This is a genomic window from Gayadomonas joobiniege G7 (genome assembly GCF_000300815.1).
In the GTDB taxonomy this organism is placed as follows: domain Bacteria; phylum Pseudomonadota; class Gammaproteobacteria; order Enterobacterales; family Alteromonadaceae; genus Catenovulum; species Catenovulum joobiniege.
In genome coordinates, this window is sequence record NZ_AMRX01000007.1 from 370,129 (window position 1) to 396,568 (window position 26,440).

Here is a 26,440-nt window from a genome sequence, read left to right on the forward strand (position 1 = left end):
GGCAACCCGGCTCTATGGGTTAAAGTAAATCAACCAATTTTTTTGCATCACCAATATAAGTGGCTGGCGATAGTGTTTTTAGACGAGACTTTTCAGCGGCCGGGATATCTAACTTTTCAATAAACTCAGCCATTGCGGTTTGATCAACGCGCTTACCACGGGTTAATTCTTTTAATTTTTCGTATGGTTTTTCAATTCCGTAACGACGCATAACGGTTTGAATAGGCTCAGCTAATAACTCCCAATTTTTATCCAACTCATCCAGTAAGCTCTGTTCGTTAACTTCTAACTTGCTAATACCTTTTAAAGTGGCTTGGTAGCTAATAATCGAATGGGCAACACCCACACCTAAGTTGCGTAATACGGTTGAATCAGTTAAATCACGCTGCCAACGTGAGATGGGTAGTTTTTGCGCTAGGTGATCAAAAATCGCGTTGGCAATACCTAAGTTACCTTCTGAATTTTCAAAATCAATCGGATTTACTTTATGTGGCATGGTTGATGAACCAATTTCACCGGCCACCGTTTTTTGTTTAAAGTGACCCAAAGCAATATAGGCCCAAATATCACGATCAAAGTCGATCAAAATGGTGTTGGCACGAGCAATTGCATCAAACAATTCAGCAATATAATCGTGTGGCTCTATCTGAGTAGTATAAGGATTCCAAGTTAATCCTAATGAAGTTACAAAGTGTTCGCTAATGTGATGCCAGTCTGACTCTGGATAAGCAGACAAATGCGCATTATAGTTACCCACAGCACCATTAAATTTACCTAATATTTCAACTTGCGCAATTTGCTGGCGTTGGCGTTCTAAACGTTTGTACACGTTAGCCATTTCTTTGCCCATTGTGGTTGGGGACGCTGGCTGACCATGGGTGCGTGCCATCATGCAAACATCTCGGTATTCTTTAGCCATGCGCTTAAGCTCAGCTAAAATTTTATCTAAATATGGCAGGACCACTTCTTCACGCGCTTCGGTTAACATTAAGCCATGCGATAAGTTGTTAATGTCTTCAGAAGTACAAGCAAAATGTAAAAACTCAGTAACCGCTTCAAGTTCAGGTACGCTAGCCACTTTTTCTTTTAAAAAGTACTCAACCGCTTTTACATCATGGTTAGTAGTGCGTTCGATTTCTTTGACTCGCGCCGCATCTGCTTCGCTAAAATAAGAAACGATTTCATCTAAAACAGTATTTGCTTCGTCAGAAAACTCTGGCACTTCTTTTATGTCACTGATTTTAGACATTGTTTGTAACCAGCGAACTTCCACGGTTACACGATATTTAATTAACCCAAACTCACTAAAAATAGTGCGTAATTCTGATGTTTTACTGCCATATCGCCCGTCAACCGGTGAAACAGCACTTAAGCTGGACAATTCCATGCCTGTCTCCTGTCTAAATAAAGTTTAAATTTGTTTACCCGCCTGCATTGCAAATTGCAGGTATTTTTGTCTTTGAAATATAATATTGCGTCTTTTACCACCCAGCTGTCGCCATAATACAGCCGAGCGAATAGCAGCCATTAACAAAGCTCGGACTCGGCTTTGCACCATTTTTTGCTGCAATAAATTGGGGTTACCTAATACTTGTATCCGTGGCCCAAGCGGGCTAATAATAGTTTTATAAGCATCGGCAAAAGCTTCGATAACAAAATCATGAGTAAGCTCATAGTGAACTAGTTTTTGTTCTATTTGCTCAATTTGTTGTGCCAGCTGGTTTAATGCCTTTGGGTGTTTATTGAGCTTACGCTCCAGTGTTAATACGCTTAATACGTAACGCGTCAGCTCTGTATCTTTGCTTTGCCCTTGTGCAGACAGTTGGGCGACTAGCAACTTTAAGCCATTTTCAAGGTTGTGATTGCCATCATATACGGCTTCAACTGATTCCGGATTAACTTGCAAGACACTGCTTAAACTTACTTGTAAGTATTGGCTATCAAGCTGGCCTTTTCGAGCCACAGTTTGCACATAATGGCACGCCTGGCAAACACCGGCCAGTGCTAACGTTTGTTCTAAAGTCACCTGCGCCATTATTTTGCTTCCAATTGATCTATGATAGCGCCGCCAAGGCAAATCTGGCCATGGTAAAAAACAGCTGACTGACCCGGTGTAACCGCTGCAACAGGTTCATCAAACACCACTTTAAAGGTATCTTCATCTAATTTTTGCAAAGTACAACCAATGTCCGCTTGTCGATAACGTGTTTTCACAGTGCAAACAAAGCCATCTGCAGGCCCAACTCTATCCACCCAATGGCACTGTTTAACCAACATAGCAGTTGAGAATAATCTTGGGTGGTCACTGCCTTGAGCAACAATTAAAACGTTCCGTTCAAGATCTTTATCAACCGTGTACCAAGGGGCTTCACCCGCATCTTTTAAACCGCCAATCCCTAGCCCTTTGCGCTGACCTAGGGTGTGATACATTAACCCCTGGTGTTCACCTATTACTTCGCCATCTACTGTCTCTATTTTGCCAGGCTGAGCTGGTAAATATTGCTGTAAAAAGTCTTTAAACTTGCGCTCACCAATAAAACAAATACCGGTAGAGTCTTTTTTATTGGCGGTGACTAGACCTTGTTCTTCAGCAATTTTACGCACTTGTGGTTTTTCTAAACCACCAACAGGGAATAACGTTTGCGCTATATGCTGCTCAGCCAATGTATATAAAAAATAACTTTGATCTTTATTGTTATCCAAGCCTCGTAACATTTGCCAATGGCCATTGGTCAATTGTCGCTGCACATAGTGGCCAGTGGCAATGTAGTCAGCACCTAACGCTTCAGCGGCAAATTCTAAAAAGGCTTTAAACTTAATTTCTTTATTGCACATTATATCTGGATTTGGGGTGCGCCCAGCTTTGTATTCAGCCAGAAAATACTCAAATACATTGTCCCAGTATTCGGCCGCAAAATTAACGGTATGCAGTTCAATGCCTAACTTGTCTGCTACCGCTTGAGCATCTTTTAAATCTTCAGCAGCTGCGCAATATTCGTCAGTATCGTCTTCTTCCCAGTTTTTCATAAATAAACCTTCGACCTGATAACCCTGCTCTATTAATAAATAGGCAGATACCGAAGAGTCGACACCACCAGACATTCCTACGATGACTTTTTTATCACTATTGCTCGACATTGATTTGCTTCTCGCTGCTAAAAAGGGGCGCTATATTAACATTCATTCGCCCAGCTATAAATAACTCTGTACTGCATCTAATGGATAAGATTTACCCGCCAAATACTCTTTAATGCAATGTTGAACCATAAAGCTGCGCATTTGACTGGTTTTTTGCTCGATTTCTGCCCAAGTCATCCATCTGGCGGCAATAATATCACTGTCTTGTGGAAAAGTTTCAGGAAAGTCTTGCTCCCCTAACTCTATGGCATAACAAAAACGCAAATACTGAATGTTTTTTTCTTTGATTTCGCTATGGTAAATGCCGACCAACTTTTGTGGTTCTAAGCTTAGGCCGGTTTCTTCATATAACTCACGTTTTGCTGCATCAATCAAGGTTTCATCTGCTTCCAGGTGGCCTGCAGGCTGATTAAAAACCCGTTGTCCATCATCGATTTCTTCAACAATTAAAAACTTATCCTGACAGCGCACAATACAGGCAACCGTAGTGTTGGGTTTAAACATTATCATCTCCTCTTTTTATTCACGCCGGCTAACACTTGTTTAACGTCAGCCCAAGGCACTTCGCGCCATTCTCCGGGCGCTAGTTCAGAAAGCTCAAAACCGGCTTGCTGAACTCGAATTAATCTAAGGGTTGGCAGCCCGACAGCTGCGGTCATTCGTCTTACTTGGCGGTTTTTCCCCTCCGTTATGCGAATTTCTAACCAGCTATCTGGCACAGTTTTGCGCGCTCTCACCGGTGGATTGCGCGGCCAAAGATCAGGCTCAGCTAGCGTTTTAACCTTAGCCGGTTTTGTCATTCCATCTTTTAGTTCAATTCCTTGTCGCAAAGCAACTAATTGTTGTTGTGATGGCTGCCCTTCCACTTGCACCCAATACACTTTTTCTTGTTTCGTTTTGGGGCTGCTTAAAAAATGCTGTAACTGACCGCTATCAGTGAGCATTAAGAGGCCTTCAGAATCTTTATCTAACCGCCCCGCTGGATAGATATTAGGTATTTTTAGATAGTCTTTCAGCGTGGCACGGTTTTGATCATCGGTAAACTGAGTTAAAACGTCATAAGGTTTGTTAAACAAAAATAGTCTAGGTTGCGCAGGTTCAGCCCGTTTAACCCGAGTTGTTTTAGCTCTATTGGCCCCTGAAAATGGCTTACGAGGTTTCATTTATTTCCAATATTTGTTTTGCATATATAGATATCTGCGCCATATTTTATGCGGCTTGCAGATTAATTTTAGTGTTCGTAATAAATTCACCCAGTCGGTGCACTAAAATTAGCCTTGTAGTAATCATCAGGATTGCTAGAATCATGCAAACATAACATGGATCAGTTTGCCGTGCTGCAATGATTGCTTTAAAAACGCATTACTTATTCAAATTAAGGATATAATGATGACAACTGATAGTTCAAAAATCATCTATACTATTACCGATGAAGCACCCGCGCTAGCAACTTATTCTTTGCTTCCGGTTATCAAAGCTTATGCCAAAACCGCAGGCGTTAAAGTAGAGACTCGTGATATCTCTTTAGCGGCACGAATTTTATCACAATTCCCAGATTATCTAAAAGAAGAGCAATACCACGCTGATGATCTGAAAGAATTAGGTGAACTGGCCAAAACACCAGAAGCGAATATTATTAAATTACCTAATATTAGCGCCTCTATCCCGCAGTTAAAAGCAGCCATTAAAGAGTTACAAGCTAAGGGTTATACCTTACCTGATTACCCAGATGAACCTGCTGATGATAAACAAGCGGATATCAAAAATCGTTATGACAGTGTTAAAGGTAGTGCTGTAAACCCTGTATTGCGTGAAGGTAATTCTGATCGCCGCGCGCCTGCTTCTGTTAAGAACTACGCACGTAAAAACCCACATAGCATGGGCGCTTGGGAAAGTACTTCTAAATCTCATGTGGCAAGCATGTCAGAAGGCGATTTTTATGGTAGCGAACAGTCTGTCACTATCGAAAAAGAAGGGTCAGTAAAAATTGAACTGACGGCTTCAAATGGCGAGATGACCATGCTGAAAAAATCTGTGCCTGTGTTAGAAGGTGAGATCATTGATTCGGCGGTAATGAGCAAAAAAGCGTTAAAAGACTTTTTAGCAAAAGAAATTGATGATGCGAAAGCTAAAGACGTTTTATTCTCTTTGCATATGAAAGCCACCATGATGAAGGTATCAGATCCTATTATCTTTGGTCATGCTGTAGAAGAATTTTACAAACCTGTTTTAGAAAAATATGCCGATAAATTTGCTGAACTTGGTATTAACTTAAACAATGGTTTTGGTGATGTGGAAAGCCGTATTGCCAGCTTACCTGAAGAAGCACAAACACAGATAAAAGCAGACATTCAAGCTTGTTATGAAGCCCGCCCGTCGATGGCTATGGTTAACTCAGACAAAGGCATTACTAACCTGCACGTACCTAGCGACATTATCATTGATGCTTCTATGCCTGCTGCAATCCGCTCTTCGGGCAAAATGTGGGGTTCGGATGGTCAATTACACGATGCTAAAATGTGTATTCCAGATCGCTCTTATGCTGGTGTTTACCAAACCGTTATCGATTTTTGTAAAAAACATGGTGCGTTTGACCCGTCTACCATGGGTAGCGTGCCCAATGTTGGTCTGATGGCACAAAAAGCAGAAGAATACGGTTCGCACGATAAAACCTTTGAGATCCCATTTGCCGGTATGGTTCAAGTGGTCGATCAAGATGGCAATATCTTAATGAGCCAAAAAGTTGAAGAAGGTGATATTTGGCGCATGTGTCAGGTTAAAGATGCGCCGATTCGTGACTGGGTTAAATTAGCCGTCAATCGCGCTCGTTTAAGCGATACCCCTGCGGTATTTTGGTTAGATAAAAACCGTGCTCACGATGCTCAATTAATTAAAAAGGTTGAAGCTTATTTACCTGAGCACGATACATCGGGTTTAGACATTCGTATTTTATCGCCAGTTGATGCAACACAATTTTCATTAGAACGCATCAAAGAAGGTAAAGATACTATCTCTGTTACCGGTAACGTATTACGTGACTATTTAACGGATTTATTCCCAATTTTAGAATTGGGTACCAGCGCTAAGATGTTATCAATAGTTCCACTGATGAATGGAGGTGGTTTGTTTGAAACAGGTGCAGGTGGTTCGGCTCCAAAACATGTTGAGCAGCTAGTTGAACAAAACTACTTACGTTGGGATTCTTTAGGTGAGTTTTTAGCATTAGCCGCCTCGTTTGAACATTTAGCAAATGTTTATGACAATGGTCAAGCGAAAGTATTAGGTCAAGCGTTAGATAAAGCGACTGGGCAATTATTAGATAACAACCGCTCGCCTTCACGTAAGTTAGGTGGTTTAGATAACCGTGGTAGTCACTTCTATTTAGCACTTTATTGGGCACAAGAATTAGCGGCACAAAATGAAAGCACACAACTTAGCGCTTTATTTGCTCCAGTTGCTGAAAAACTGGCCGCTGCTGAAGACGTAATTGTTAAAGAGCTCATCGACGTACAGGGTTCAAAACAAGAAATTGGCGGATACTACAAGCCAGATGACAGCAAAGCTGAGCCTGTAATGCGTCCTAGCCCAACATTTAATGGCATTATTGATGGTTTATTAAAAACGGTATAAATTTTTATAACCTTTAACGATAAACAAAAAAAGGATGAAGTGAAAACTTCATCCTTTTTTATTTGTAGTTATACAACGACTTACAAGCCATTTAAGTGGCTAAGTGAACTGATATTGACCTTTTTACCCTATTCAAAATAACCTGTTTGATGGCTAGCGAACAACTTCTATCTTAACTTGGATGACCCCTAAATCGATATCTGCAATGGCTGCAAAAGCCGAACGGGTTAAATCAATAATACGCCCTTTGATAAAGGGCCCTCTATCATTCACTTTGACTAAAATGCTTTTCCCGTTTTTTACATTGGTCACTTTCAATTTAGTACCAAAGGGTAAATTTGGATGTGCGGCTGTATGAGCAAACTGATTTAAAGGTTCACCACTGGCCGTGGTTTGAAACTGATATTTCATGGCATAATACGAAGCTTTGCCATGCTCTACCCGACCTACATTCGCTTCTTGGGACTGCGGTGGTACACTGACACAAGCGCTTAGCAATACAACCACAGCCAGTCCTTTCAGCATTAATGTTGAATATCGGTTGACCGTATTCATACCTTGCGTCATTGAGCAGCTTTTTTAGCGGCAGCTTTTTGATTGAAGATAGCCATTTGTGCTTCAGTTGCAGGCTTTTGATGGTTCGCTTTCCACTCGCTATATGGCATTTTATAAACGATCTCACGGGCCCCCTCATAATCAATGTCTTCGCCGCGTGCTTGTGCTTCGCTAACATACCATTTAGCTAAACAGTTGCGACAAAAGTCAGCTAAGTTCATTAATTCGATGTTTTGAACCTCTTTGTGATTGTCTAGGTGATCTAATAAACGGCGAAATACAGCTGCTTCAATCTCTGTTTTGTCTGTCATGATTTAGGCTCCGACGGCTTTTTTTTCTTTTTTGCTTTTAAATATTCGAGTGCATTTTGCATATCTTCTGGCGTATCTATACCAGCCTGAGGGGTTTCTAATGCAATACCCACATGAATTTTTTCTCCATGCCATAACACCCTGAGTTGTTCTAATTTTTCAATTTCTTCTAGCGGGCTTTTTTCCCAATTTAGATACTGTTTAACAAACTTTGAACGATAGGCATAAATTCCTATATGCCTTAAATATAAACCTGTAGCCATATTTTCATGCTGGTTTTGCGCAAAATTATCTCTATCATAAGGTATTGCCGCACGACTGAAATACAGTGCATACCCGTGTTTGTCGGTTAAAACTTTAACTGCATTTGGGTTAAAAATTTCTGCCTGTTCAGTCACAGGCACAGCCAAGGTCGCCATGTCCGCTTCTGTGTATAACGACATGTTGGCCGCAACTTGATCGATAATCGTTGTAGGAATAAAAGGCTCATCGCCTTGAACATTGACGAGTATCTCATCATCTTTTAAACCACAGAGCTGAATGACCTCGGCGATCCGCGAAGTACCTGAGTCGTGCTCAGGTGAGGTCATAACAACATCTGCACCAAAAGACTCAGCTGCCGTTTGAATACGCTCATCGTCAGTCGCAATAATGACACGTTTAGCTTTGCTTTTTTTACATTGTTTATACACACGTTGTAGCATGGTTTTACCGCCCAAATCGGCCAGGGGTTTACCGGGGAAACGGCTCGATGCATATCGGGCTGGGATCACTATGCTAAAACTCATGACTCAACCTCTTCTAAAGTCAACTTACGGGCTTCTGGTTCTAATAACACAGGAATATGGTTACGAATAGGATACGCTAAACGATCAGCGCGGCACCATAGTTCTTGCTGTTCATTTTGATAGACCAGCGGGCTTTTACAAATAGGACAAGCTATTATTTCAAGCAATTTTTTATCAAATGCCATATTGGTTCCGAATAGTTTGGATTTTAGTCTCTAATTTTGCAATAAATGCAGCATCTGGTTCAATGTTGATTGGCAAGTACCACCAGTTTGCTTGCGCGAAAGGGGTACACTTAACCGCATCTTTTTCGGTCATGATTATCTGCTGATCCGAAAACTCACTAAAATCAGTTGCTTTAAAGTTATGATGGTCAACAAAGGTGTGACTTTCAAGTACTTGGATATTTTCTTTTTTTAGCGTGGTGAAAAATCTCTGAGGATTGCCAATACCACAAATGGCGATGCAGGCTTGGCTGGTGTCAAACTTTACATTTCGATCAGCTCGTAAATTTTTCGGTGGCCCTGCTTTAATGGCAAAACTATCGTTAGTATAAACAGAGGCTTGCGACTGCCCATTTTGAATCACTAAATCAGCCGTCTTTAACCGCCAGGCGCCTTCACGTAGCGGGCCAACTGGCAATAAACAAGCATTGCCAAGTTGTCGCTGTCCGTCAATAAGCACTATCTCTAAATCTCGAGACAAACGATAATGTTGCAAACCATCATCACTGATTAAAATGTCACAACCACAAGTATGAATTAACGTCTGAGCGCTTTTTATTCGATCAGGACCAACACACACGGGTGCTTGACTGCGATCAGCAATTAAACGCGTTTCATCACCCACTTTCGCCGCGCTATCGGACGATTTAATTAGATAGCTGCCATTTTTAATCTGGCTGCCATAACCGCGCGAAATCACCCCTGGATTGAGTCCTTGCGCTCGTAAATAATCAATTAACCATACAACAAACGGCGTTTTTCCAGTACCACCAACACTAATGTTGCCAACAATGATCACGGGGCGGCCCACCGGCTCAGACTTAAAGATCCCCCAGCGATAACACCCCCGACGAACTGCGCTAACCAAATAAAATATCAGTGCTAGCGGTGCGAATAAATAACTCCCTTTATGTTCGCCATACCAACCTCGTTCTAACCAGTTCATGAAGCGCCTGAAAATTGCATCTGATATATCTGATGATATGCACCCTGTCGATTTAATAAATCAGTATGACTGCCACTCTCAACTACCTCTCCATCGTTCATCACTACAATACAATCAGCATTTTCTATCGTTGACAGCCGGTGCGCTATCACTATCACGGTGCGATTAATGCTGAGTTTTTCGATCGCTTGCTGGATGCGTCGCTCAGATTCTGTGTCCAGTGCGGATGTAGCTTCATCTAAGATTAAAATTGGCGCGTCACGTAAGATGGCACGTGCGATAGTTACTCTTTGTCGCTGCCCCCCACTTAGGTTCATGCCGTTTTCACCAATGACTGTATCTAAACCTTGCGGCAGATTAGCGGTAAAATCCGTCACATAAGCAGCTTCGGCAGCCGCTTCAATTTGCTCACGCGTGACTTGTTTTTCTAACCCGTAAGCAATGTTGTTGGCAACGCTATCGTTAAACAGAATTACATGCTGCGAAACCATCGCAAATTGATTTCGCAACGACTGAAGTTGATAATCTTTAATCTCGATATCATCAATGCGTATATGGCCAGAATCGTATTCATAAAAACGTGTAAGCAAACTGGTAATGGTTGATTTACCACTGCCTGATTTTCCAACTAATGCAATTGTTTGCCCCGCAGGGATGGTCAAATTAACGGCTTTTAATGCCGCTTCATCCTTGCCACCATAACTAAAAGTGACATCTTTCAGTTCTATATGTCCCTTTACTCTTTGTACTTGAATCCTGCCATGATCTTTTTCTCTGTCTTGATCCAACAACTCAAATACACTGGTGCAAGCTGCGATACCACGCTGAAAATCAGCGTTTATGGTGGTGAGTTGTTTAAGTGGTCGCAATAAAGTCATCATACAGGTAAGTACAGTCGTAAAGGTTCCTGTCGTTAAACTATTTAAAAATTCTGGATTACTGGCGATTATCAATACAGATGCAAGTGCCAGGGAAGCAATAATTTGAATGGCAGAAACACTAATAGCTCTGGTGCTCACTAACTTCATTTGTTGTTGGCGCGTTTGTTTATTGATCTCAGCAAATTTATCAGCTTCTTTTTTTTGCGCACCACTCATCACAACAACTTTATGGCCATTTAACATTTGCTCTGAAACTGAGGTGACGTTACCCATCGCTTGTTGTATTCGACGGCTAACCATGCGAAAACGTCGGCTGACATGGCTGACAATCAGCCCAACTAAAGGCCCGATTAACATAAAAATCAGGGATAACTGCCAACTTAAATAAAACATTACAACCAACAAACCAATAACAAAAGCCCCTTCCCTAACTAGTGTCATTAACGCTTTACTGGACGCTTGCTGGACCTGCTCTGTATCATAAGTGATTTTTGCCAGAAGTTCGCCGGTCGCATTTTGATCATGAAAGGTAACGGGCACTTTCATTAAATGATCAAAAATCTGCTGACGTAATTCAGCAACAATATGATTACCAACCCAACTTAAACTATAGGTCGCCAAAAAGTTTGCGATACCTCGTGCTAAAAAAACAAACGGTATTGCAACGCCCATGGTAAACAACAGCTGATAATTTTTTCCGGTCAGACCTTCATCGATAAACGTTTGGATTTGTGAGAAGAAAAATGCATCGATTGAAGAATATATCAACATGCCAACAACCGCCATGATAAATCCGACGCGATAATTTTTGACATACGATAATAAACGTCTGAAGGTTTTTTGCGTTTGCTGTGTTTGTTGTGTTTGATTCATAAAACAGTTTTTTCGAAAATTTGCGCTATTCTATAACCTCTGCTGCGAAAGATCACCTTTAATACGGTTTCTGAACCAAGGCCGAAGTGCCTGCTCGAACTCTGACCTGATCTGCATTTTTTCTTGTTTAACAAAGCGTACATTTATCTGCCCATGCCAAGCCGTGTTATAAACTTGATACCCTGCTTGCTGATACCTCAATATTACGTCAGTATCGGGGTGATTAAAGCGGTTAAATATACCACTGCTGACCACCGCAACCTGAGCATTTACCTTGTTAATAAATTCAATACTAGACGAAGTGCGGCTGCCATGGTGCGGTACGATTAAAATTTCTGCATCTAATTGCTGAGCCACTTGGTCAAGTAATTGCTGCTCGGCAGCACGTTCAATATCCCCAGTTAATAATACACTATGGCCAGCACCACTTACTTTAACCACGCAGGAAGCATCATTTTTATTGGTTTTAGTGTGGGGCTGAACCCGCCAACTTTGCCAATTTAAGTTTAGCCAATTTAAAGCATTAAGCTGCAGGCAAGCGTTGTTTTGCAAAATCGGAACGTTGCGATAATATTTATTAATATATGCCACACCCCCTGCATGATCTTTATCTGGATGGCTAATTATCACCCCTTTTAAGGATAAATTACGCCGTAATAAAACCGGTTCAACCGCGGCTTCAAATAAATTAAAGCCTGAAGAAAAGGCATCTCCCGTATCATAAACCACAGCTTGATCTTGTTTTGAAATCATTACGGCTAATCCCTGCCCAACATCAATCACGTCTAGTTGCCAGTCGGGTTCAGACGGCAACATGAAAACCAGACTGTTTAACGTCACCAAAACAATTTTTAAGTACAGCCTAACCGGCAATAATAATGCAATACCAATCGCCAAAACCAGCAAACAAGATAACCAACCCGAGTCAGATATGGGCCAGTATGCCCATTCAGGTTCAGATAAATAGGATAAAAACTGCAGTAATCCGGAAAGACCTAAATCAAGTATATAAAAGCCATCTTTAGCAACTTCTAGCTGCCAAAAAAGCGCCAGGCAACTCACTATCAAATCGGGTAACAAAATAAAAGAAACTAAAGGTATTGCGACTATGTTGGCAAACCAGCCAAATACGGCGACATGCTGAAACAAAATAGCCTGCATTGGCATTAATAAAAGCAGTAAAAAACTCTGTAATAACAGAAATGTTATCCAAGGTCGTTTCGGTTTGAACAAACCAGAATGATTTAACAACCAAATACTCAATATCACAGCCGCCGCTGCACCAAAAGATAACCAAAAGCTAATACTCAGAGGACTGAGAGGAAATAAAATTAAAATGACGCCAGTCGCCAGTAAAAATCGAACCGACCAAGGTAATCGCCATTGCATAAAAGACAGGCAACAGAAGATAGTGATAAAAGTTGCTGCTCTCATTGCTGACAACGAAAACCCAGTCAGCGAAGTAAACCCCCAAGTTATCATCAACGCAAATGCTAAAGCTAGACCCTTTGCCCAATAAATAGGTAAAAAAAGGAGTCGTAGAATCAGCATCAGGCATATACCACTACCGATAAACACCAAACCTATATGCAATCCAGAAATCGCCAACAAATGAGCTGTCCCTGTGCGCTCTAACTTACTCCAAGTTGATGAGTCAATGTGCCCTCTGTAGCCCATGCTTAATGCCAACATAAGAGGTTTAGTCTGATATGGTTCAAGTGCCTGACTCAATTGCGAAAATATCTCGGCACGCCAACTAACTTCTGGGTTCAATAAAATTCCGGTTTTAACATAACCGGTTGCTTGAATGCCTTCGCTATATAGCCATTTTTGATAATCAAAACCAGCTTCATTCGCTAAACCATTTACGGGTTTTAATTTTACGATAAATCGATACGTCTGGCCGTCAGCCACTTGCTGTTTATTTTGATACCAGCTAAGTCTTATTCTTTTAAGCTTAACTAAACGATCTGCACTACAGGATTGTTTAAGATCTTGCTGGTATGAGGCACAATTCAAGGTGAAATTAAATCGTTGTAAAACCTCTGTTTGCTGAGGTATTTGCGCAACCTGACCTTCAATCAACAAAGTTTGCGGATTGCTAACCGTGGCTGGAGGCAGCAACCCCATTGAATGAACTGTAATACTAACGATGCAAAAGCCAGATATCAGGGATGCAATCCAATAATATCTAAGTATAATTGCGCCAGCAAAGAGCAGACTTGTCACTATTATTTCATTCAATGTGAGTATAATAGGCGCATAGTTTGCCATTATATTCGCACCAATAAACGCAATTAAGATGGCGTGCATGGCGATTAACCTTTAACTTTTGATACCGTTTAAATATGCCGAAAAAATTTATTCGCAGGTATTTACCTGACCACCATACGATCAAAAAACAAAAGTCACTTAAGATATTCGGCAACCTATTACATGATCCTAATTTATGGCACCTAAATCGCAAGTCGGTAGCAGGTGCTTTTGCACTCGGTTTGTTTAATGCTTTTATGCCGGTGCCGTTTCAAATGTGGTTATCTGCCGGTGGCGCAATTTTATTTAGAGTCAATCTCCCCTTATCTGTTGGCCTTGTTTGGATCACAAACCCTTTTACTATCCCACCGATCTTTTTTGGTTGTTACATGTTAGGGAGTTGGGTGTTAGATCAGGAAATGCAGTCATTTAATTTTCAATTAAGCTGGCAATGGCTTTCACAAAGTATGGCGAGTATTGGGCCTGCGTTACTGACTGGCTGTTTGATTAGCTCCATTACATTTGCAACCATTGGCTATTTTGGCATGAACTGGCTTTGGCGCTCATCAGTAAAAAATAATTGGAAAAAACGCCAGGATAGGCAAATTGAAGACGAATAAGGCGTAAAGATACGCCTTATTCAAATAAACTATGTGACTACTGGCGAATAGCCCGTAACATCCAAGCTGTTTTTTCATGAATACTCATACGATCACCGACCAGTGCTGCGGTCGATTCATCGTCCGCTTCTTGCGCCAACTTTAACACTTCACGCGAAGTTTTGACGACCTGCTCATGACCTTGGGTTAATAAATCAACCATTTCTGCTGCAGCTGGGATCCCATCGACCTCTTTAACTGAGCTCAGTTGAGCAAACTCTTTATAAGTCCCTGGCGCATAAACGCCGAGTGTTCTAATACGCTCGGCAATATCATCTACAGCTTCAGCTAACTCAGTATAATGCTCTTCAAACATTAAATGTAATTCACGGAACTGCGGGCCTGTCACGTTCCAGTGAAAGTTGTGTGTTTGAAGATATAAGGTGTAAGAGTCCGCTAATAAACGTTTTAACCCTTCAGCAACTTCTACTCTGTTTTCCTCATTAATTCCGATATCAATACGAGTCATTATCTTTTTCTCCCGATTATTTTGAATTTGCTTATTTTTACGCACATCCTAGCCTTAGGATCACTTACTTTAAATGAGCGCGAGGATGCTCCTTCTGATGTAACTGTTGCAATCTTTGTTTAGCAACATGAGTATAAATCTGGGTGGTCGATAAATCACTATGCCCAAGTAAAGATTGCACAACTCTTAAATCTGCGCCGTGATTTAACAAATGTGTGGCAAATGCATGGCGTAACGTATGCGGCGAAAGGTGTACTTGAATTCCTGCCCGTTGGGCATAAAATTTGATTCTATGCCAAAAAGTTTGCCGTGTCATAAAGCGCCCACGTTGACTGGGAAATAAAGCATCGCAAGTGCTTTGACAAAGTGACATACGCGCGGTTTTTAAATATAGAGTTAAATACTCTAATGCATGTTCGCCAAGCGGCACAATTCTATCTTTATTTCCTTTACCCGTTACTCTTACCACACCTTGATTTAAACTAATTTGCTGTAACGTTAAACTAACTAACTCAGTAACGCGTAACCCACAAGCATAGAGTAACTCAAACATGGTTTTGTCTCTTAGTTCAAGTGGGTCATTTGCATCAGGCTCTGCTAACAGAAACTCTACGTCTTGTTCGGAAAGGGTTTTTGGCAAACTTTTAGACAATTTAGGTGAATCTATATGGGCACAGGGATCTTGTTCGGTCAGCCCTTCTAACAATAAATATTGATAGAATTTTTTAAGTGAGGATAACTTGCGTGCAATGCTACGTTTGTTCAATGCTTGTTCGGTCAGATGTTGTAAATAATCTCCAACATGTATCCCATCTACCTGTCGCAGTTGAATTCCTTTGCGCTGGCAAAAAGCTTCAAACTGCTGTAAGTCTAACAAATAGGCTTGTCGCGTATTTTCGCTAAGGCCTTTTTCAAGCCACAGATATTGGATAAAGTCTTGCACATACGGGCTAATATGTTTCATGTGTTAACAACCACTTTTTTATATCTACTTTATGTCCATCCCACCATTGGCCGCTATATCCTCCAATCCCAGTGGCAGCGACCACCCGGTGGCAAGGACGAATAATGGGTAGCGGATTTCGTCGGCACGCGCCACCAACCGCCCTGGCACTAGAACCAATTTGTTTTGCAAGCTGACCATAAGTTAGACTTTCACCATAAGGAATTTGACTCATGACTTTCCAGACCCGCTGCTGGAAGGCTGTTCCTTGTTCAGCTATCGGTATTTTAAACGTCAACAAGCGATGTTCAAAATAATCTAACAATTGCTCACAAACCGCTTCGGTTAACGCATTTGAGCCGTCAATCTGATACGGGGTGCTCTGTGCATATAAATCAATTTTTAACAAAGTGTTCGCGTTGTTTATAATGGCAATTTTACCCACTTGAGTGTTAATCACTGCCTGCGCAATTGGCCGCATACTCCACCTATTGTTTGGGTTATTCCTGCAATTTGATACTATAGCCTAATTCAATCCAAATTTTGACTAAACTAAATGAAGATAGGTTTATTTTACGGTTCGACAACCTGCTACACTGAAATGACGGCAGAAAAAATTCAAAACTTTTTAGGTGCCGATTTAGTAGATGTTTTTAATATTCGTGACCACTCGCTGGCCGACTGCTTACAGTATGATTTAATTATTTTTGGTATTTCGACTTGGGATTTTGGTGAATTACAAGAAGATTGGGAATCACAATGGGCCGATGTTGAGCAACTGGATTTCAGCGGCAAAACAGTCGCGCTATATGGGCAAGGCGATCAAGAAGACTACGGAGATTGGTTTCAGGATGCGATGGGCATGTTATTTGACGTTATTGTGGCAAACCATGCTGACGTTATCGGTTTTTGGCCCAACCAAGGGTACCAATTTAACGCATCTAAAGCGTTAACTGAAGATTCTAGTCATTTTGTCGGTTTGAGTTTAGATGATGAAAAACAATATGAGTTAAGTCAACAGCGCATTGAAGCCTGGTGTGTTCAGATTCTTGAGGAGTATGCGCAAAAATAATTGCAATAGCTGCACTGGGAGGCTCTATGGCAAACAAAACATTCGCGGTCCTAACTAGTGGTGGCGACGCGCCAGGCATGAATGCCTGCATCAGAGCCATTTATCTGACTGCTGCCAGCCTTAATATACATCTAATTGGTTTTTTACATGGTTATAATGGCTTATTAAAGAGCGACTATATTCGCCTAAATAACCATAATACAAAAGGGATTATTGCCATTGGCGGAACCCTGTTAAAAAGCGCGCGCTGCGTTGAGTTTAATCAACCGGAAAATTTACTTAAAGCGGCTAATAATTTACAAGCGCTTAATATTGATTGTTTAATTGTCATAGGCGGCAACGGTTCTTTAAGTGGTTTATACGAACTGAAAAAAATTTGGTTTGGGCAGGTCATCGGGATCCCTGGCACAATTGACAACGATTTATTTGGCAGTGATTATACCATCGGCTATCAGACGGCAATAGACACAGCGGTTGATGCAATCGATAAATTAAGGGATACAGCCGAAGCGTTTGAACGTATCTTTTTAGTAGAAGTTATGGGCCGAAATGCGGGTTTTATTGCACTTTCTTGTGCGCTTGCCAGTGCCTCCGAACAAGCGTTAACTCCCGAATTGGTGACAGATCCACACGCTGAACTAGAGAGCATCATTGCCCATGTTGAAACGGTCCGCCAGATAGAAGGCCAATGCAGTATGATCATAGTCATCGCCGAAAATTTATGGCCAGGCGGGGTCACCGATTTAGCCACTACCTTGACTGAACAAATTGGGTTAGAATGCCGCCCCTGTACGCTAGGTCATATCCAACGAGGGGGCCGCCCCGTCGCGTTTGACCGCATTTTAGCCAGTAAGTTAGGATGCTTTGCTGTGCAGCAAGCGGCTGCGGGGGAAGATAACTTAATGGTTGGTGAAATTAATCAAATCATGGTGACAACAGACTTGGCGACGGCCGTTAGCCATCAAAAACCATTAGATACTTTTATGATCAATATGCAACAAAATATCTTTGAGGTCTATCATGGTTAAAGAATTCGCTTGCCCGTGTGGCAGCCAGCAAACTTATTCCAACTGTTGTGGTCTGGTACATGCCGATATTAAAGCCGCCAAATGTCCAGAGCAGCTAATGAGAGCCCGCTACTGCGCTTATGCTAAAGGGAATATATCCTTTGTATTGCTTTCACAAAAACTGGCTCACAGCGCACCTGATGAAGCCGAACAGAGCCGAGCATTTGCTGCCCAAAGTGAATTTATTTCTTTGCGTATTTTAAATGCACCTCGGGCTAAACAAAATTCAGGTCAAGTTGAGTTTATGGCGTTAATCAAACAAGGCCAGCAACTTATTCAACTACACGAACTATCAAACTTTAAGCGCGATCAAGGCGTTTGGTATTACTCAGGCGGTGACGCTAAATTTAATGAGCTGAACTAATAACTCTTTTATATGACTTCATCAAAAGCCAATACTGCTCGCACAGCTTCTATACCAACCGCTTTATGAGCATGTAAGCCTGCTTCACGCGCGGCATCAACATTTATTTGGTTGTCATCTATAAAATAAACTTGGTGGGCTGGAACATTGAGCTGTTTAAGCATCTTTTGATAAATCGCTAAATCAGGTTTAACTGCACCGAGCTCAAATGAGGTAAATACATGGTCGATTCTGCTTAATAAACCAGTCGCTTCTACATCCGGCCAGTGCAAAGTATTCGTATTGCTTAAACAAGCAATTTGATAACCTCCCTTGAGTTCATCTAACAAGGCTTCAGCACCCTCTAAGCTACCTCTAACCCAAGTTGTATATGAAGCTTTAAAGGCCGCGGCACTGACTGAGAGTTTGAAATAAGCAACCACCCCCTCAACAAAAGCCTGCGCATCAATCTGTCCAGACTCAAACTGTTTAACGGCTGGGCAAAGTAACCATTCATACCAAAAATCAGCTAACTTACCTTGATAATGGATATCTTTTAAAAAACTCTCAGCACCTGAAATATCAATTAACACACCGCCCAGATCGAAACAGATGACTTTAAATGGATGACTCGGTTGACTCATAACTAGGTCCCTTATAGATGATTAAAAAGGTTACTGATTTAAATATGCTTCGATTTCTTGTAACTTCTGGCTAAAAATTAAATCAAACGAGTTCATGCAGTCGCTCGCTAGCTTAAAATATTGCTCAGCATCAATTTCTATATTTTTTTTGTTTACTAACTCATGCTCAATCACTGCACACAAATAGCGGGTTTGTTTTACGCAAGCTTGCATCAAAGCCGTTCGCTCGTCTGGCACTGGCTGACGTTTTTCATTTTGAATAAGCTCAGCAAACGCTTTTTCAGCCACTTGAGTGATCGAATTACGCAAATAACTTAATTGAATATGTTCAACCCTAGCACAAACCTTAAGGGTCGCAACACCAGTTCCAAGCGCCCTTGCCTGGCCAACAGATTCCTCTAACAGCAGAATCTCGCGCCAGTACCAATCAAGCTCTTTAAAGTTAGCAAACTGCTTACTGGCTAAATGTGAAGCTGTAGCTATCTCCTCAATCAAAAATAATAAACTTCCGATCAGTTGAGAATGTTGCTTAAAACTATTTGCGGGTGTCAGCACTGGAATATTGCCAGATAACCGGGCCCAATGATCGCTTATCGATTGCCAGCGTTCATAAACATGCATGTCATCAATTTTTTCTAACGTTCGGTTGATGGTTTGCGCCAATTCAGCTTGTTGGCTTGCACTATTATGGTGACCATTCAGCATAGCGGCAGACAAACCGCGATGCTTTTGCATCTGTTCTGTGAGTTGTTTAACTTGGTGAATTTGTTTAAGTCCGCGTAAACGAAGATGCTTTTGATTGTTGTAAAATCGCCAATATAACAAAGCTGCAATCATTCCTGCGGCAACCCCAGCGCAGACGATATAAAAAACTGTCATAGGTTGCCCTCCCTTTTACTTTAAATGTTACCGCGACCCGTTTAAAGACTTAAATAACTATTAAGGCTTTGAGCAAATATTATGCCATAAACCCAAGTTTCGCTCAATATCAGTGCTTAGCGCGCTTACAAACCGAGATTAACTTTGTCATTCTTAAATTATCCATCTTATCTATTGAGTTTATCTATGGCGCTTTCATTAAATTTTGTGCCTACCGAAAGAAAGCTATAAAATGAACAAATCACATCTTGGCTATTACTTAGTTGAAGTTTTTTCATGTTAGAAATAAAACACCTTAAAACCATGCGGGCTCTAGCACAGACCGGTAGCTTAACCAAAACAGCTCAATGGCTTCACACCACAACTTCGGCACTGTCACATCAGCTGAAAGAACTTGAACAAAGGATAGGCCAGCCATTGTATGTCAGAAAAACAAACCCGTTAAAATTTACCGCGGAAGGTGAGCTAGTGCTTGCCCTAGCCGAATCCATACTTCCCCAGATTCAAGAAACAGAAGCCCGAATCTTAGATATGCAGCGCACTACACAAGGCCAGTTACGGCTGGCCATAGAATGCCATAGTTGTTTTCAATGGTTGATGCCGGCAATTAGAAACTTTCACAAAAACTGGCCTATGGTAGAACTCGACTTTAACAGTGATTATATGTTTGATGCTATGCCAGGTTTAACCGAAGGTGATTTAGATCTTGTGATCACATCCGATCGTTACCCCTCTGATTTAATTCATTTTGAACCTTTATTTGACTTTGAAATGTTATTGGTTTGCTCACCTGAACATAAACTGGCAAAACAAAAAAGTATTCAACCTTCAGATTTGAGCAATCAAACATTATTAACCTATCCAGTTGCTGAGCATAGGCTAGATATTTATAAACATTTTTTATTACCGGCAAATTGCCAACCCGGGTTGGTTAAAAAAGTAGACCAAACACTAATGATTTTACAAATGGTCACCGCGGATTTGGGTGTGGCCGCACTACCGGCATGGGCAGTATTGGAATATCAGCAACAAGGTCTAATTGCAACCTGCAAGTTAGGTGAACAAGGTTTATACAGTAAGCTGTATGCCGCAGTAAAAACCCGCATGTTGCAACAGAATTACATTCGTGCTTTCTTTGATATCAGTCGTTCAGTAAGTCTGTTAAACTTGAAAGATGTTCGTCCACTGACGGAATAAATTCAGTTCGTTTTGTTTCTTTATTTTTGATGAGAGGTCCATGGAATATTTTCAAAATCACTTGTTAATCGCCATGCCATCGTTAAAAGATGGTTATTTTGAACGCACTGTCACTTATGTTTGCGAGCATAATGAAAAAGGTGCAATGGGCATAGTGATCAATCAAGCTATCGATATGAAGCTGCCCGAGTTGCTCGAACAAGTTAAAATCTCCACTGAAGATAAACAGATAAATCCTGATACACCGGTGTTTTTAGGCGGCCCTGTAAATAACGAACGCGGTTTCGTCTTACATACCCCGCAGGACTGTTGGAAAAGCTCAATGAAACTATCTGACGAGTTAATGGTAACAACATCAAAAGACATTTTAGAATCATTTGGCACCCCGTCAGCGCCAGAACAATACCTAATCTGTTTAGGATACGCTGGCTGGGACGCCGGCCAGTTAGAAAAAGAAATTATAGAAAACTCTTGGATCACCCTACCCGCCACAGCCGATTTTGTATTTAATACCCCGATTCATTTAAAATGGCAGACAGCAACCGAAGCGTTAGGTTTTGCAGCATGGCAAATCAGTGGGGAGTCCGGCCATGCCTAATAAAAAGACGGCCACTCCAATTGGTCAACGCACGATCATGGCCTTCGATTTTGGGTTGAAAAGTACCGGTGTCGCTATTGGTCAGGAGCTATCTTATTCAACTCGCTCGCTCAACGCACTTAAAATGCAGGACGGCATCCCCGACTGGCAGATGTTAGAACAGCGCTTGAATGAATGGCAACCTGATTTATTAATCGTAGGTCTGCCATTAAATATGGATGGAACTGAGCAAGAGATCACTCAAAGAGCGCGTAAGTTTGCAAACCGTTTACACGGTCGATTTGGTTACCCGGTCGAAACTTGGGATGAACGATTAACGACCGTCGATGCAAAAGCATATCTTTTTGAGGTCGGGGGATATCGGAATCTAAGTAAAGATAAAATCGACAGTAAGTCTGCCGAAATTATCTTAATGAGCTTTTTTGAAAACCTTTATTGCTGATGAGGTAGTAATAACTTGAGCGAAGCTGGCTGAATCTGAATATCCAGCTTAGCATCATCAAAAATTTCACCATCTATTTCATAATTACACTCACCATCTGCACGGATCTGAATACGCTTGGCCTGTTTATGTTTAACTTGACCCGCAAGATTTTTTTGTAGAGCACCGTTAAAAGCCATTTCAATCATACTAAAATAAGGCTGTTTAGCATCACTATCCCAAGGCACCCAAGTAATGTCTAATTCCCCATCGGTATAGTTAGGTTCGCCATTACCCAAAGCTAATAAGCTAGTAAAAGGGGCAGAGTTGGCCACAACAAAACTGGATACATCCATCTGCTGCTCTTCTTCGTCATCAAATTTAACATACAAGGTGACTTTTTCATTGTTTGATACTGCGGTCCATAAACCCGCAATATATGCCAACTGACCCAATTCGTTTTTCTTTTCGCGGCTGGCTTCTTCAATCATAGTACGTTGAAAACCAAACCCCATTAATAACAAAATCAAATCATGATTACACTTAGCGGTGTCAATCTTGCGACATTCTCGCTGAATGATATATTCACATGCCGTTTCAATTGGCGTGATTTTAGACGTGAGGCCCCACAAAGAATGAGTTAAGGCGTTAGTGGTACCCAGTGGAATAATGCCCATTTCAACTTCCCTATTGACTAATACACTAGCCACTTCGGTAACCGTACCATCTCCACCACACGCAATAATGACATCAAAGTCTTCTTTAAGTGCTCGTTCCGCCAAAACTTTTCCGCTGACCTCCTTACTGGTTTGACGAACATCTAAAAAGAAATAGGGTCGCAGCGCAGCGTAAATCTCAGCTTCATTTTGCGCCCACTTTCCCCCACCGGACACCGGATTTACAATTAAACAAGCACGGTCAGAGAGCTTTAACAAACCTTTCTTTTTATACCTGAGCAAACGTTTTGTTTGGCTTCGGTTTAATCTAGCAGTCGAACGAATGCCGCTAATTTTGTCCATGGTTTTTTCCAGCGACCAATCTGGGTGTAGTGCCATTAAATATGCAGCTACCATAAATACTGAGCGCCCGCGTCCTAAAGCACAATGAACCACAACCGCATTTTTTGAACTTTGGTGAGCATGTAACCAGTTCAACCCTTGTTTTAACTGGCTACGATCAGGTGTTGAATGATCGAGAACAGGCAGGTTTAAATAATCAATCGCTGCGTCGGGATCTTCATCAATCAGTGCAATATCTAACGCATTGAACTCTGCGGTCACATCTAATACCGCATTAATATTTTTTGCCCGTAACATTTCGCTATCAGACGGTAACAAACGCCGCGCTAAATATAAATTCGGTTCAATCTCTTGCAATGCGGGCACAGGGTCATAATAGCGTTCAATGAAATTATAAAAACGAATACACAATAAAAATGGCAAGAACAGCCAGCGTATCAGTGTCGGGATTCGCCCACTTTGTTTTTTCCTAAAAATTTGTGGTCGATTTGCTGTATAAGCGATAGCAACCGCCAAAAAGTTAAAGCCGAACCAACCAGCGAGAAAAACAATCAAAGAATTATTAGCAAAACATACAGCAACAACCAATAACACAATGGCAATAATATAATAATAAATCGAAATCCACGACATACGAGTATCCTTTTATAACGTGTTATTAATGCGCTCTTAATTCACTGATGGACTGATCCAAATCCATCTGTAACCAAGCTAATTGATCTGACAAACCACGACGATTTAAATTACTTGATATTTTTTGCAACTTTTTTTTAAGCGCAAATAATGCATATTTTTCATTTTTAATAATCGCTGTCAAAGCCTCCGATGTTTGCCCCTTATCTAAGTAATTTGTAATTATTGCCAGATTGTCAGAGTAATTTTTACAAAGTTCGCCTTTAATCGAAAAGTGTTTTCGCTCGGCATCTTTGACATACTGACTGCAATAACCTGCTATGTTTTGGTACCTCCGATAGATCCGATTTAATGCATTTAGCTGACGGTATTGGGCAAATTTATCTTGCACCGACGCGTAAAAATGCATAGCCTCCAGAGAAATGCAGGAAATTTCGCAAATCACTAATTTTTCTTGATTTAATGTGATATTAGGCACAATATATTGATCTGAAATCATACATCTCCACAATTTTTTAAGCTGTAAAAAACGTCAATTTTGCGAATAACCAAACAAAAGTGACAATATATAAATTTAAAAGTGAACTTATCGTCCAGTCATTCTCTAAAAGTATGGCAGGACAATATTAGGAGCGCAGCTGCCAATCAAATCTTCACAAAGGCAGATGCATAGATCACACCAACTGTTATTCTTTATTAGATGAGACCCTAAAACATGGCTGTTCCAAGTATCTTAATCGTAGCGCAAGACAAAGCTTTGCAAACCCAAGCGGTCGCTATTGCACGCGCACTGGATTATCAAGTGGTTCAGGTGACAGAAAACAATGATATAAAGCAGCAATTATTGAGTTCTGAGATTGAACTGTGTTTGTTCGAAGTAACACCCGATACGCAGGCTGAGCTTGAAGGATTACAAAACTCGAATTTACACTTTTACCGAGATTTTATATTTATCAGCTCTGGCTTACCAAATCAGCCGTTGGATGAAATGATGCGGCAAGGCGCTGGTTATCATTTTAGAACACCCATTGATATTAAGCAGATTGAAGAAGTATTGCAGGATTATTTTTTTGAGTTAACTCATAAAAAAGATGTTGTAAACAATATTCCAACCAGCGACATTGACCAATTTGGCTTGTTAACTGGTTCATCGATGATAATGCGAAAGTTATACCGAACGATCAGACGTGTGGCTGGCAGTAACAGCAATGTGCTTATACAGGGAGAAAGTGGCTCTGGTAAAGAACTGGTTGCGCAAACCATTCATAGTCAAAGTAAACGTAACCTTCAGCCTTTTATCGCCATCAATTGTGGCGCCTTGAGTCCCGAGTTGATTGACAGTGAACTATTCGGCCATATTAAAGGGGCTTTTACCGGCGCACATAGAGACCACAAGGGGATCTTTGAGCAAGCGGAAGGCGGCACATTATTTTTAGATGAAGTGACCGAGATGCCACTTGAGCAGCAAGTAAAGCTCCTTCGAGTGTTGGAAAGTGGTGAATATCGCCAAGTCGGGAGCCAAGTGGTAAAACATGCCAAAGTGAGAATTTTAGCCGCGACGAATAGAGATCCAATGAAAGCCATTGAAGAAGGGATATTTCGTGAGGATTTATATTTTCGCTTAGCTCAATTCCCAATACAGGTTCCGCCGCTTCGGGCTCGCGGCAAGGATATTTGTAAACTCGCAAAACATTTTTTAGCCTACCGCTGCAATGAAGAACAAATTTTTAAATCAATCAGTGAAGCTGCGTTACAAAAAATAGCTGACTATCACTGGCCAGGTAACGTGCGAGAACTGCGTCATTCAATAGAACGTGCTTTTATATTGGCCGAAACGCTAATAGATAAAGAACATTTAACCTTTGAAACTGATACGCATAATAAAGATCATTCTGATGAGATATTGCCTAGTGGTATGTCTTTAGAAGAAATCGAAAAAGTCGCTATTCTGCAAGCCATGCATGATAATAATGGAAACAAAACCGAAGCAGCACAGCAGCTTGGTATAAGCGTAAAAACTTTGTATAACAAATTAGAAAAGTACACTAATTAAAGAAGTTTTAGGATGAGCAATTAACTGAATATGGTTTAAATACTCAAAAGCCGACGCAAGCGTCGGCTTTTTTATTGAATCAGATCAAATTAACAATCTTTATCTTTTGCATCTGCTTTTTCTTTGGCGTCTTCACACCAGTCTTCAACTTTATTCATTGCATCATTTGAGGCGTCTTTCACTTTATCGCCCATTTCTTCGGCTTTATCTTTTACACTGTCTGACCACTCCTCTGCAGTGTCTTTCGCTTCGTCTCTATCTGCTTCAGAGCAGGCCCCTAAAGTAACAGCTAATATTAAAGCACTGACTAAACCCGTTAATTTTTGATGTTTCATCATCGTTCTCCTTTTCAATTGAAAAAATTGGGTGTTCGGAAATGTTATACGCGTTTTTGCAGTAAAAAGATTGCTGTAAGCATTAATTTTTTGAAGAGGATATCAATTTTTAAATTTTTCGCGTAGAAAAATGAATGATGTAAGAACTATTGATAGAAAAGATTAACTGAAGGCAAATAAAGTGGCGGTGAGGCAGGGATTTGAACCCTGGGTACGCTATTAACGTACGCTGGTTTTCAAGACCAGTGCTTTCAACCACTCAGCCACCTCACCGCTTTGTTGAACAGTTCCCTTGGGAACGGCGCGCATATTAAGGGCTATTGTCTTGCTTGTAAAGCAGAAAAACGATATTTTTTTGTTTTTTTTACTGTTTGCATAAAATAACAGCAAAAAGTTTAATATTTAACCTGTTTTGAAATTTTTGCGTTGTTAAGCGGCTTGAAATTAATGCATATAAGCACAATATTGGATAATATAAATGGAACCAAAGATTATTAATTAAATCCAAC

29 protein-coding genes and 1 tRNA gene are annotated in these 26,440 nt (G+C 41.0%); 9 read left to right on the top strand and 21 right to left on the bottom strand.

Annotated features, from left to right (window positions below; all coding sequences use genetic code 11):
* Positions 1 to 19: 19 nt before the first annotated feature.
* Genes purB through C727_RS0113820 form a run of 5 tightly spaced genes read right to left on the bottom strand, consistent with a single transcriptional unit; the run spans position 20 to position 4,301 of the window.
* Complete coding sequence (gene purB, locus C727_RS0113800) at positions 20 to 1,387, bottom strand: adenylosuccinate lyase (RefSeq protein ID WP_017446234.1); 1,368 nt, start codon at positions 1,385 to 1,387, stop codon at positions 20 to 22.
* Between the two features lie 24 nt (positions 1,388 to 1,411).
* Positions 1,412 to 2,035, bottom strand: coding sequence for a high frequency lysogenization protein HflD (gene hflD, locus C727_RS0113805; protein ID WP_017446235.1), 624 nt, complete (start codon positions 2,033 to 2,035; stop codon positions 1,412 to 1,414).
* Positions 2,035 to 3,138 (bottom strand): tRNA 2-thiouridine(34) synthase MnmA, encoded by a 1,104-nt coding sequence (mnmA, locus tag C727_RS0113810; RefSeq protein ID WP_017446236.1) that lies wholly within the window; start codon positions 3,136 to 3,138, stop codon positions 2,035 to 2,037. Before mnmA ends, hflD begins: the two co-directional genes overlap by 1 nt.
* Positions 3,139 to 3,192: 54 nt before the next feature.
* Positions 3,193 to 3,642, bottom strand: a complete 450-nt coding sequence (locus tag C727_RS0113815) for an NUDIX hydrolase (RefSeq protein WP_017446237.1) — start codon at positions 3,640 to 3,642, stop codon at positions 3,193 to 3,195.
* A gap of 2 nt (positions 3,643 to 3,644) precedes the next feature.
* On the bottom strand, positions 3,645 to 4,301 hold the full coding sequence (locus C727_RS0113820) for a pseudouridine synthase (RefSeq protein ID WP_017446238.1): 657 nt from the start codon (positions 4,299 to 4,301) through the stop codon (positions 3,645 to 3,647).
* Positions 4,302 to 4,527: 226 nt separating this feature from the next.
* Here C727_RS0113820 and C727_RS0113825 point away from each other — a divergent pair, with 226 nt between their 5' ends.
* On the top strand, positions 4,528 to 6,768 hold the full coding sequence (locus C727_RS0113825) for an NADP-dependent isocitrate dehydrogenase (protein ID WP_017446239.1): 2,241 nt from the start codon (positions 4,528 to 4,530) through the stop codon (positions 6,766 to 6,768).
* 153 nt (positions 6,769 to 6,921) lie between these two features.
* Here C727_RS0113825 and C727_RS0113830 read toward each other — a convergent pair whose 3' ends face one another.
* Genes C727_RS0113830 through C727_RS0113860 form a run of 7 tightly spaced genes read right to left on the bottom strand, consistent with a single transcriptional unit; the run spans position 6,922 to position 13,659 of the window.
* Positions 6,922 to 7,335: a septal ring lytic transglycosylase RlpA family protein gene (locus C727_RS0113830; protein WP_017446240.1), complete on the bottom strand. Its 414-nt coding sequence runs from the start codon at positions 7,333 to 7,335 to the stop codon at positions 6,922 to 6,924.
* Positions 7,332 to 7,634, bottom strand: coding sequence for a DUF1244 domain-containing protein (locus C727_RS0113835; RefSeq protein ID WP_017446241.1), 303 nt, complete (start codon positions 7,632 to 7,634; stop codon positions 7,332 to 7,334). The genes C727_RS0113830 and C727_RS0113835 overlap by 4 nt, the downstream gene beginning before the upstream one ends.
* On the bottom strand, positions 7,631 to 8,422 hold the full coding sequence (kdsB, locus tag C727_RS0113840; protein ID WP_017446242.1) for a 3-deoxy-manno-octulosonate cytidylyltransferase: 792 nt from the start codon (positions 8,420 to 8,422) through the stop codon (positions 7,631 to 7,633). The genes C727_RS0113835 and kdsB overlap by 4 nt, the downstream gene beginning before the upstream one ends.
* Entirely contained in the window at positions 8,419 to 8,607 is a 189-nt protein-coding gene (locus tag C727_RS0113845) for a Trm112 family protein (protein WP_017446243.1), read from the bottom strand. The genes kdsB and C727_RS0113845 overlap by 4 nt, the downstream gene beginning before the upstream one ends.
* The gene (gene lpxK, locus C727_RS0113850; RefSeq protein ID WP_017446244.1) at positions 8,597 to 9,592 is read right to left on the bottom strand and encodes a tetraacyldisaccharide 4'-kinase; all 996 of its coding nucleotides are present in this window, start codon (positions 9,590 to 9,592) and stop codon (positions 8,597 to 8,599) included. The genes C727_RS0113845 and lpxK overlap by 11 nt, the downstream gene beginning before the upstream one ends.
* Positions 9,589 to 11,346 (bottom strand): lipid A export permease/ATP-binding protein MsbA, encoded by a 1,758-nt coding sequence (msbA, locus tag C727_RS0113855; protein ID WP_017446245.1) that lies wholly within the window; start codon positions 11,344 to 11,346, stop codon positions 9,589 to 9,591. Before msbA ends, lpxK begins: the two co-directional genes overlap by 4 nt.
* A gap of 30 nt (positions 11,347 to 11,376) precedes the next feature.
* Positions 11,377 to 13,659 carry a DNA internalization-related competence protein ComEC/Rec2 gene (locus C727_RS0113860; protein WP_017446246.1) on the bottom strand — a complete coding sequence of 761 codons (2,283 nt, stop codon included), beginning with the start codon at positions 13,657 to 13,659 and terminating at the stop codon, positions 11,377 to 11,379.
* Between the two features lie 35 nt (positions 13,660 to 13,694).
* On the opposite strand from C727_RS0113860, the gene C727_RS0113865 reads away from it, so the two are divergent.
* Complete coding sequence (locus tag C727_RS0113865) at positions 13,695 to 14,219, top strand: DUF2062 domain-containing protein (RefSeq protein ID WP_017446247.1); 525 nt, start codon at positions 13,695 to 13,697, stop codon at positions 14,217 to 14,219.
* A gap of 37 nt (positions 14,220 to 14,256) precedes the next feature.
* Here C727_RS0113865 and C727_RS0113870 read toward each other — a convergent pair whose 3' ends face one another.
* The 3 genes from C727_RS0113870 to C727_RS0113880 all read right to left on the bottom strand — a co-directional run bounded on the left by C727_RS0113870 (position 14,257) and on the right by C727_RS0113880 (position 16,151).
* Complete coding sequence (locus C727_RS0113870) at positions 14,257 to 14,727, bottom strand: Dps family protein (protein WP_026052730.1); 471 nt, start codon at positions 14,725 to 14,727, stop codon at positions 14,257 to 14,259.
* A 64-nt stretch (positions 14,728 to 14,791) separates the two neighbouring features.
* Positions 14,792 to 15,691, bottom strand: coding sequence for a site-specific tyrosine recombinase XerD (gene xerD, locus C727_RS0113875; protein WP_017446249.1), 900 nt, complete (start codon positions 15,689 to 15,691; stop codon positions 14,792 to 14,794).
* Positions 15,678 to 16,151, bottom strand: coding sequence for a methylated-DNA--[protein]-cysteine S-methyltransferase (locus C727_RS0113880; protein ID WP_017446250.1), 474 nt, complete (start codon positions 16,149 to 16,151; stop codon positions 15,678 to 15,680). Before C727_RS0113880 ends, xerD begins: the two co-directional genes overlap by 14 nt.
* A gap of 75 nt (positions 16,152 to 16,226) precedes the next feature.
* On the opposite strand from C727_RS0113880, the gene fldB reads away from it, so the two are divergent.
* The 3 genes from fldB to C727_RS18600 are packed head-to-tail and all read left to right on the top strand — an operon-like array spanning position 16,227 to position 18,173.
* Entirely contained in the window at positions 16,227 to 16,742 is a 516-nt protein-coding gene (gene fldB / locus C727_RS0113885) for a flavodoxin FldB (protein ID WP_026052731.1), read from the top strand.
* A 26-nt stretch (positions 16,743 to 16,768) separates the two neighbouring features.
* Positions 16,769 to 17,770, top strand: coding sequence for a 6-phosphofructokinase (locus C727_RS0113890; protein ID WP_017446252.1), 1,002 nt, complete (start codon positions 16,769 to 16,771; stop codon positions 17,768 to 17,770).
* A complete protein-coding gene (locus C727_RS18600) occupies positions 17,763 to 18,173 on the top strand; it encodes a YchJ family protein (protein WP_017446253.1) in 411 nt (136 codons plus the stop codon). Before C727_RS0113890 ends, C727_RS18600 begins: the two co-directional genes overlap by 8 nt.
* Positions 18,174 to 18,181: 8 nt before the next feature.
* Here the strand turns inward: C727_RS18600 and C727_RS0113900 are convergent, their stop codons facing one another.
* Together C727_RS0113900 and C727_RS0113905 are read right to left on the bottom strand one after the other, a co-directional pair.
* On the bottom strand, positions 18,182 to 18,796 hold the full coding sequence (locus C727_RS0113900) for an HAD family hydrolase (protein WP_017446254.1): 615 nt from the start codon (positions 18,794 to 18,796) through the stop codon (positions 18,182 to 18,184).
* Positions 18,797 to 18,826: 30 nt separating this feature from the next.
* Positions 18,827 to 19,675, bottom strand: a complete 849-nt coding sequence (locus C727_RS0113905) for a nitrate- and nitrite sensing domain-containing protein (RefSeq protein ID WP_017446255.1) — start codon at positions 19,673 to 19,675, stop codon at positions 18,827 to 18,829.
* 276 nt (positions 19,676 to 19,951) lie between these two features.
* On the opposite strand from C727_RS0113905, the gene C727_RS0113910 reads away from it, so the two are divergent.
* Genes C727_RS0113910 through ruvX form a run of 3 tightly spaced genes read left to right on the top strand, consistent with a single transcriptional unit; the run spans position 19,952 to position 21,912 of the window.
* Positions 19,952 to 20,872: a LysR substrate-binding domain-containing protein gene (locus C727_RS0113910; protein WP_017446256.1), complete on the top strand. Its 921-nt coding sequence runs from the start codon at positions 19,952 to 19,954 to the stop codon at positions 20,870 to 20,872.
* 40 nt (positions 20,873 to 20,912) lie between these two features.
* Positions 20,913 to 21,470, top strand: coding sequence for a YqgE/AlgH family protein (locus tag C727_RS0113915; RefSeq protein WP_017446257.1), 558 nt, complete (start codon positions 20,913 to 20,915; stop codon positions 21,468 to 21,470).
* Positions 21,463 to 21,912: a Holliday junction resolvase RuvX gene (gene ruvX, locus C727_RS0113920; protein WP_017446258.1), complete on the top strand. Its 450-nt coding sequence runs from the start codon at positions 21,463 to 21,465 to the stop codon at positions 21,910 to 21,912. The genes C727_RS0113915 and ruvX overlap by 8 nt, the downstream gene beginning before the upstream one ends.
* Here ruvX and C727_RS0113925 read toward each other — a convergent pair.
* Together C727_RS0113925 and C727_RS0113930 are read right to left on the bottom strand one after the other, a co-directional pair.
* On the bottom strand, positions 21,903 to 23,543 hold the full coding sequence (locus C727_RS0113925; protein ID WP_017446259.1) for a diacylglycerol kinase family protein: 1,641 nt from the start codon (positions 23,541 to 23,543) through the stop codon (positions 21,903 to 21,905). The two genes, ruvX and C727_RS0113925, sit on opposite strands and share 10 nt — an antisense overlap.
* Before the next feature lie 25 nt (positions 23,544 to 23,568).
* Positions 23,569 to 24,042: a hypothetical protein gene (locus C727_RS0113930; protein WP_017446260.1), complete on the bottom strand. Its 474-nt coding sequence runs from the start codon at positions 24,040 to 24,042 to the stop codon at positions 23,569 to 23,571.
* A gap of 216 nt (positions 24,043 to 24,258) precedes the next feature.
* On the opposite strand from C727_RS0113930, the gene C727_RS0113935 reads away from it, so the two are divergent.
* Entirely contained in the window at positions 24,259 to 25,596 is a 1,338-nt protein-coding gene (locus C727_RS0113935; RefSeq protein ID WP_017446261.1) for a sigma-54 interaction domain-containing protein, read from the top strand.
* A gap of 89 nt (positions 25,597 to 25,685) precedes the next feature.
* Here C727_RS0113935 and C727_RS0113940 read toward each other — a convergent pair whose 3' ends face one another.
* Together C727_RS0113940 and C727_RS0113945 are read right to left on the bottom strand one after the other, a co-directional pair.
* Positions 25,686 to 25,934, bottom strand: coding sequence for a hypothetical protein (locus C727_RS0113940; protein WP_040459332.1), 249 nt, complete (start codon positions 25,932 to 25,934; stop codon positions 25,686 to 25,688).
* 179 nt (positions 25,935 to 26,113) lie between these two features.
* Positions 26,114 to 26,204, bottom strand: a tRNA-Ser gene (locus C727_RS0113945).
* Positions 26,205 to 26,440 lie beyond the last annotated feature (236 nt).

Bases quoted from the DNA above. Each gene is read 5' to 3' on its own strand.
- purB (WP_017446234.1), bottom strand. From the start codon at position 1,387: ATGGAATTGTCCAGCTTAAGTGCTGTTTCACCGGTTGACGGGCGATAT.
- hflD (WP_017446235.1), bottom strand. From the start codon at position 2,035: ATGGCGCAGGTGACTTTAGAACAAACGTTAGCACTGGCCGGTGTTTGC.
- mnmA (WP_017446236.1), bottom strand. From the start codon at position 3,138: ATGTCGAGCAATAGTGATAAAAAAGTCATCGTAGGAATGTCTGGTGGT.
- C727_RS0113815 (WP_017446237.1), bottom strand. From the start codon at position 3,642: ATGTTTAAACCCAACACTACGGTTGCCTGTATTGTGCGCTGTCAGGAT.
- C727_RS0113820 (WP_017446238.1), bottom strand. From the start codon at position 4,301: ATGAAACCTCGTAAGCCATTTTCAGGGGCCAATAGAGCTAAAACAACT.
- C727_RS0113825 (WP_017446239.1), top strand. From the start codon at position 4,528: ATGACAACTGATAGTTCAAAAATCATCTATACTATTACCGATGAAGCA.
- C727_RS0113830 (WP_017446240.1), bottom strand. From the start codon at position 7,335: ATGACGCAAGGTATGAATACGGTCAACCGATATTCAACATTAATGCTG.
- C727_RS0113835 (WP_017446241.1), bottom strand. From the start codon at position 7,634: ATGACAGACAAAACAGAGATTGAAGCAGCTGTATTTCGCCGTTTATTA.
- kdsB (WP_017446242.1), bottom strand. From the start codon at position 8,422: ATGAGTTTTAGCATAGTGATCCCAGCCCGATATGCATCGAGCCGTTTC.
- C727_RS0113845 (WP_017446243.1), bottom strand. From the start codon at position 8,607: ATGGCATTTGATAAAAAATTGCTTGAAATAATAGCTTGTCCTATTTGT.
- lpxK (WP_017446244.1), bottom strand. From the start codon at position 9,592: ATGAACTGGTTAGAACGAGGTTGGTATGGCGAACATAAAGGGAGTTAT.
- msbA (WP_017446245.1), bottom strand. From the start codon at position 11,346: ATGAATCAAACACAACAAACACAGCAAACGCAAAAAACCTTCAGACGT.
- C727_RS0113860 (WP_017446246.1), bottom strand. From the start codon at position 13,659: ATGCACGCCATCTTAATTGCGTTTATTGGTGCGAATATAATGGCAAAC.
- C727_RS0113865 (WP_017446247.1), top strand. From the start codon at position 13,695: ATGCCGAAAAAATTTATTCGCAGGTATTTACCTGACCACCATACGATC.
- C727_RS0113870 (WP_026052730.1), bottom strand. From the start codon at position 14,727: ATGACTCGTATTGATATCGGAATTAATGAGGAAAACAGAGTAGAAGTT.
- xerD (WP_017446249.1), bottom strand. From the start codon at position 15,691: ATGAAACATATTAGCCCGTATGTGCAAGACTTTATCCAATATCTGTGG.
- C727_RS0113880 (WP_017446250.1), bottom strand. From the start codon at position 16,151: ATGCGGCCAATTGCGCAGGCAGTGATTAACACTCAAGTGGGTAAAATT.
- fldB (WP_026052731.1), top strand. From the start codon at position 16,227: ATGAAGATAGGTTTATTTTACGGTTCGACAACCTGCTACACTGAAATG.
- C727_RS0113890 (WP_017446252.1), top strand. From the start codon at position 16,769: ATGGCAAACAAAACATTCGCGGTCCTAACTAGTGGTGGCGACGCGCCA.
- C727_RS18600 (WP_017446253.1), top strand. From the start codon at position 17,763: ATGGTTAAAGAATTCGCTTGCCCGTGTGGCAGCCAGCAAACTTATTCC.
- C727_RS0113900 (WP_017446254.1), bottom strand. From the start codon at position 18,796: ATGAGTCAACCGAGTCATCCATTTAAAGTCATCTGTTTCGATCTGGGC.
- C727_RS0113905 (WP_017446255.1), bottom strand. From the start codon at position 19,675: ATGACAGTTTTTTATATCGTCTGCGCTGGGGTTGCCGCAGGAATGATT.
- C727_RS0113910 (WP_017446256.1), top strand. From the start codon at position 19,952: ATGTTAGAAATAAAACACCTTAAAACCATGCGGGCTCTAGCACAGACC.
- C727_RS0113915 (WP_017446257.1), top strand. From the start codon at position 20,913: ATGGAATATTTTCAAAATCACTTGTTAATCGCCATGCCATCGTTAAAA.
- ruvX (WP_017446258.1), top strand. From the start codon at position 21,463: ATGCCTAATAAAAAGACGGCCACTCCAATTGGTCAACGCACGATCATG.
- C727_RS0113925 (WP_017446259.1), bottom strand. From the start codon at position 23,543: ATGTCGTGGATTTCGATTTATTATTATATTATTGCCATTGTGTTATTG.
- C727_RS0113930 (WP_017446260.1), bottom strand. From the start codon at position 24,042: ATGATTTCAGATCAATATATTGTGCCTAATATCACATTAAATCAAGAA.
- C727_RS0113935 (WP_017446261.1), top strand. From the start codon at position 24,259: ATGGCTGTTCCAAGTATCTTAATCGTAGCGCAAGACAAAGCTTTGCAA.
- C727_RS0113940 (WP_040459332.1), bottom strand. From the start codon at position 25,934: ATGATGAAACATCAAAAATTAACGGGTTTAGTCAGTGCTTTAATATTA.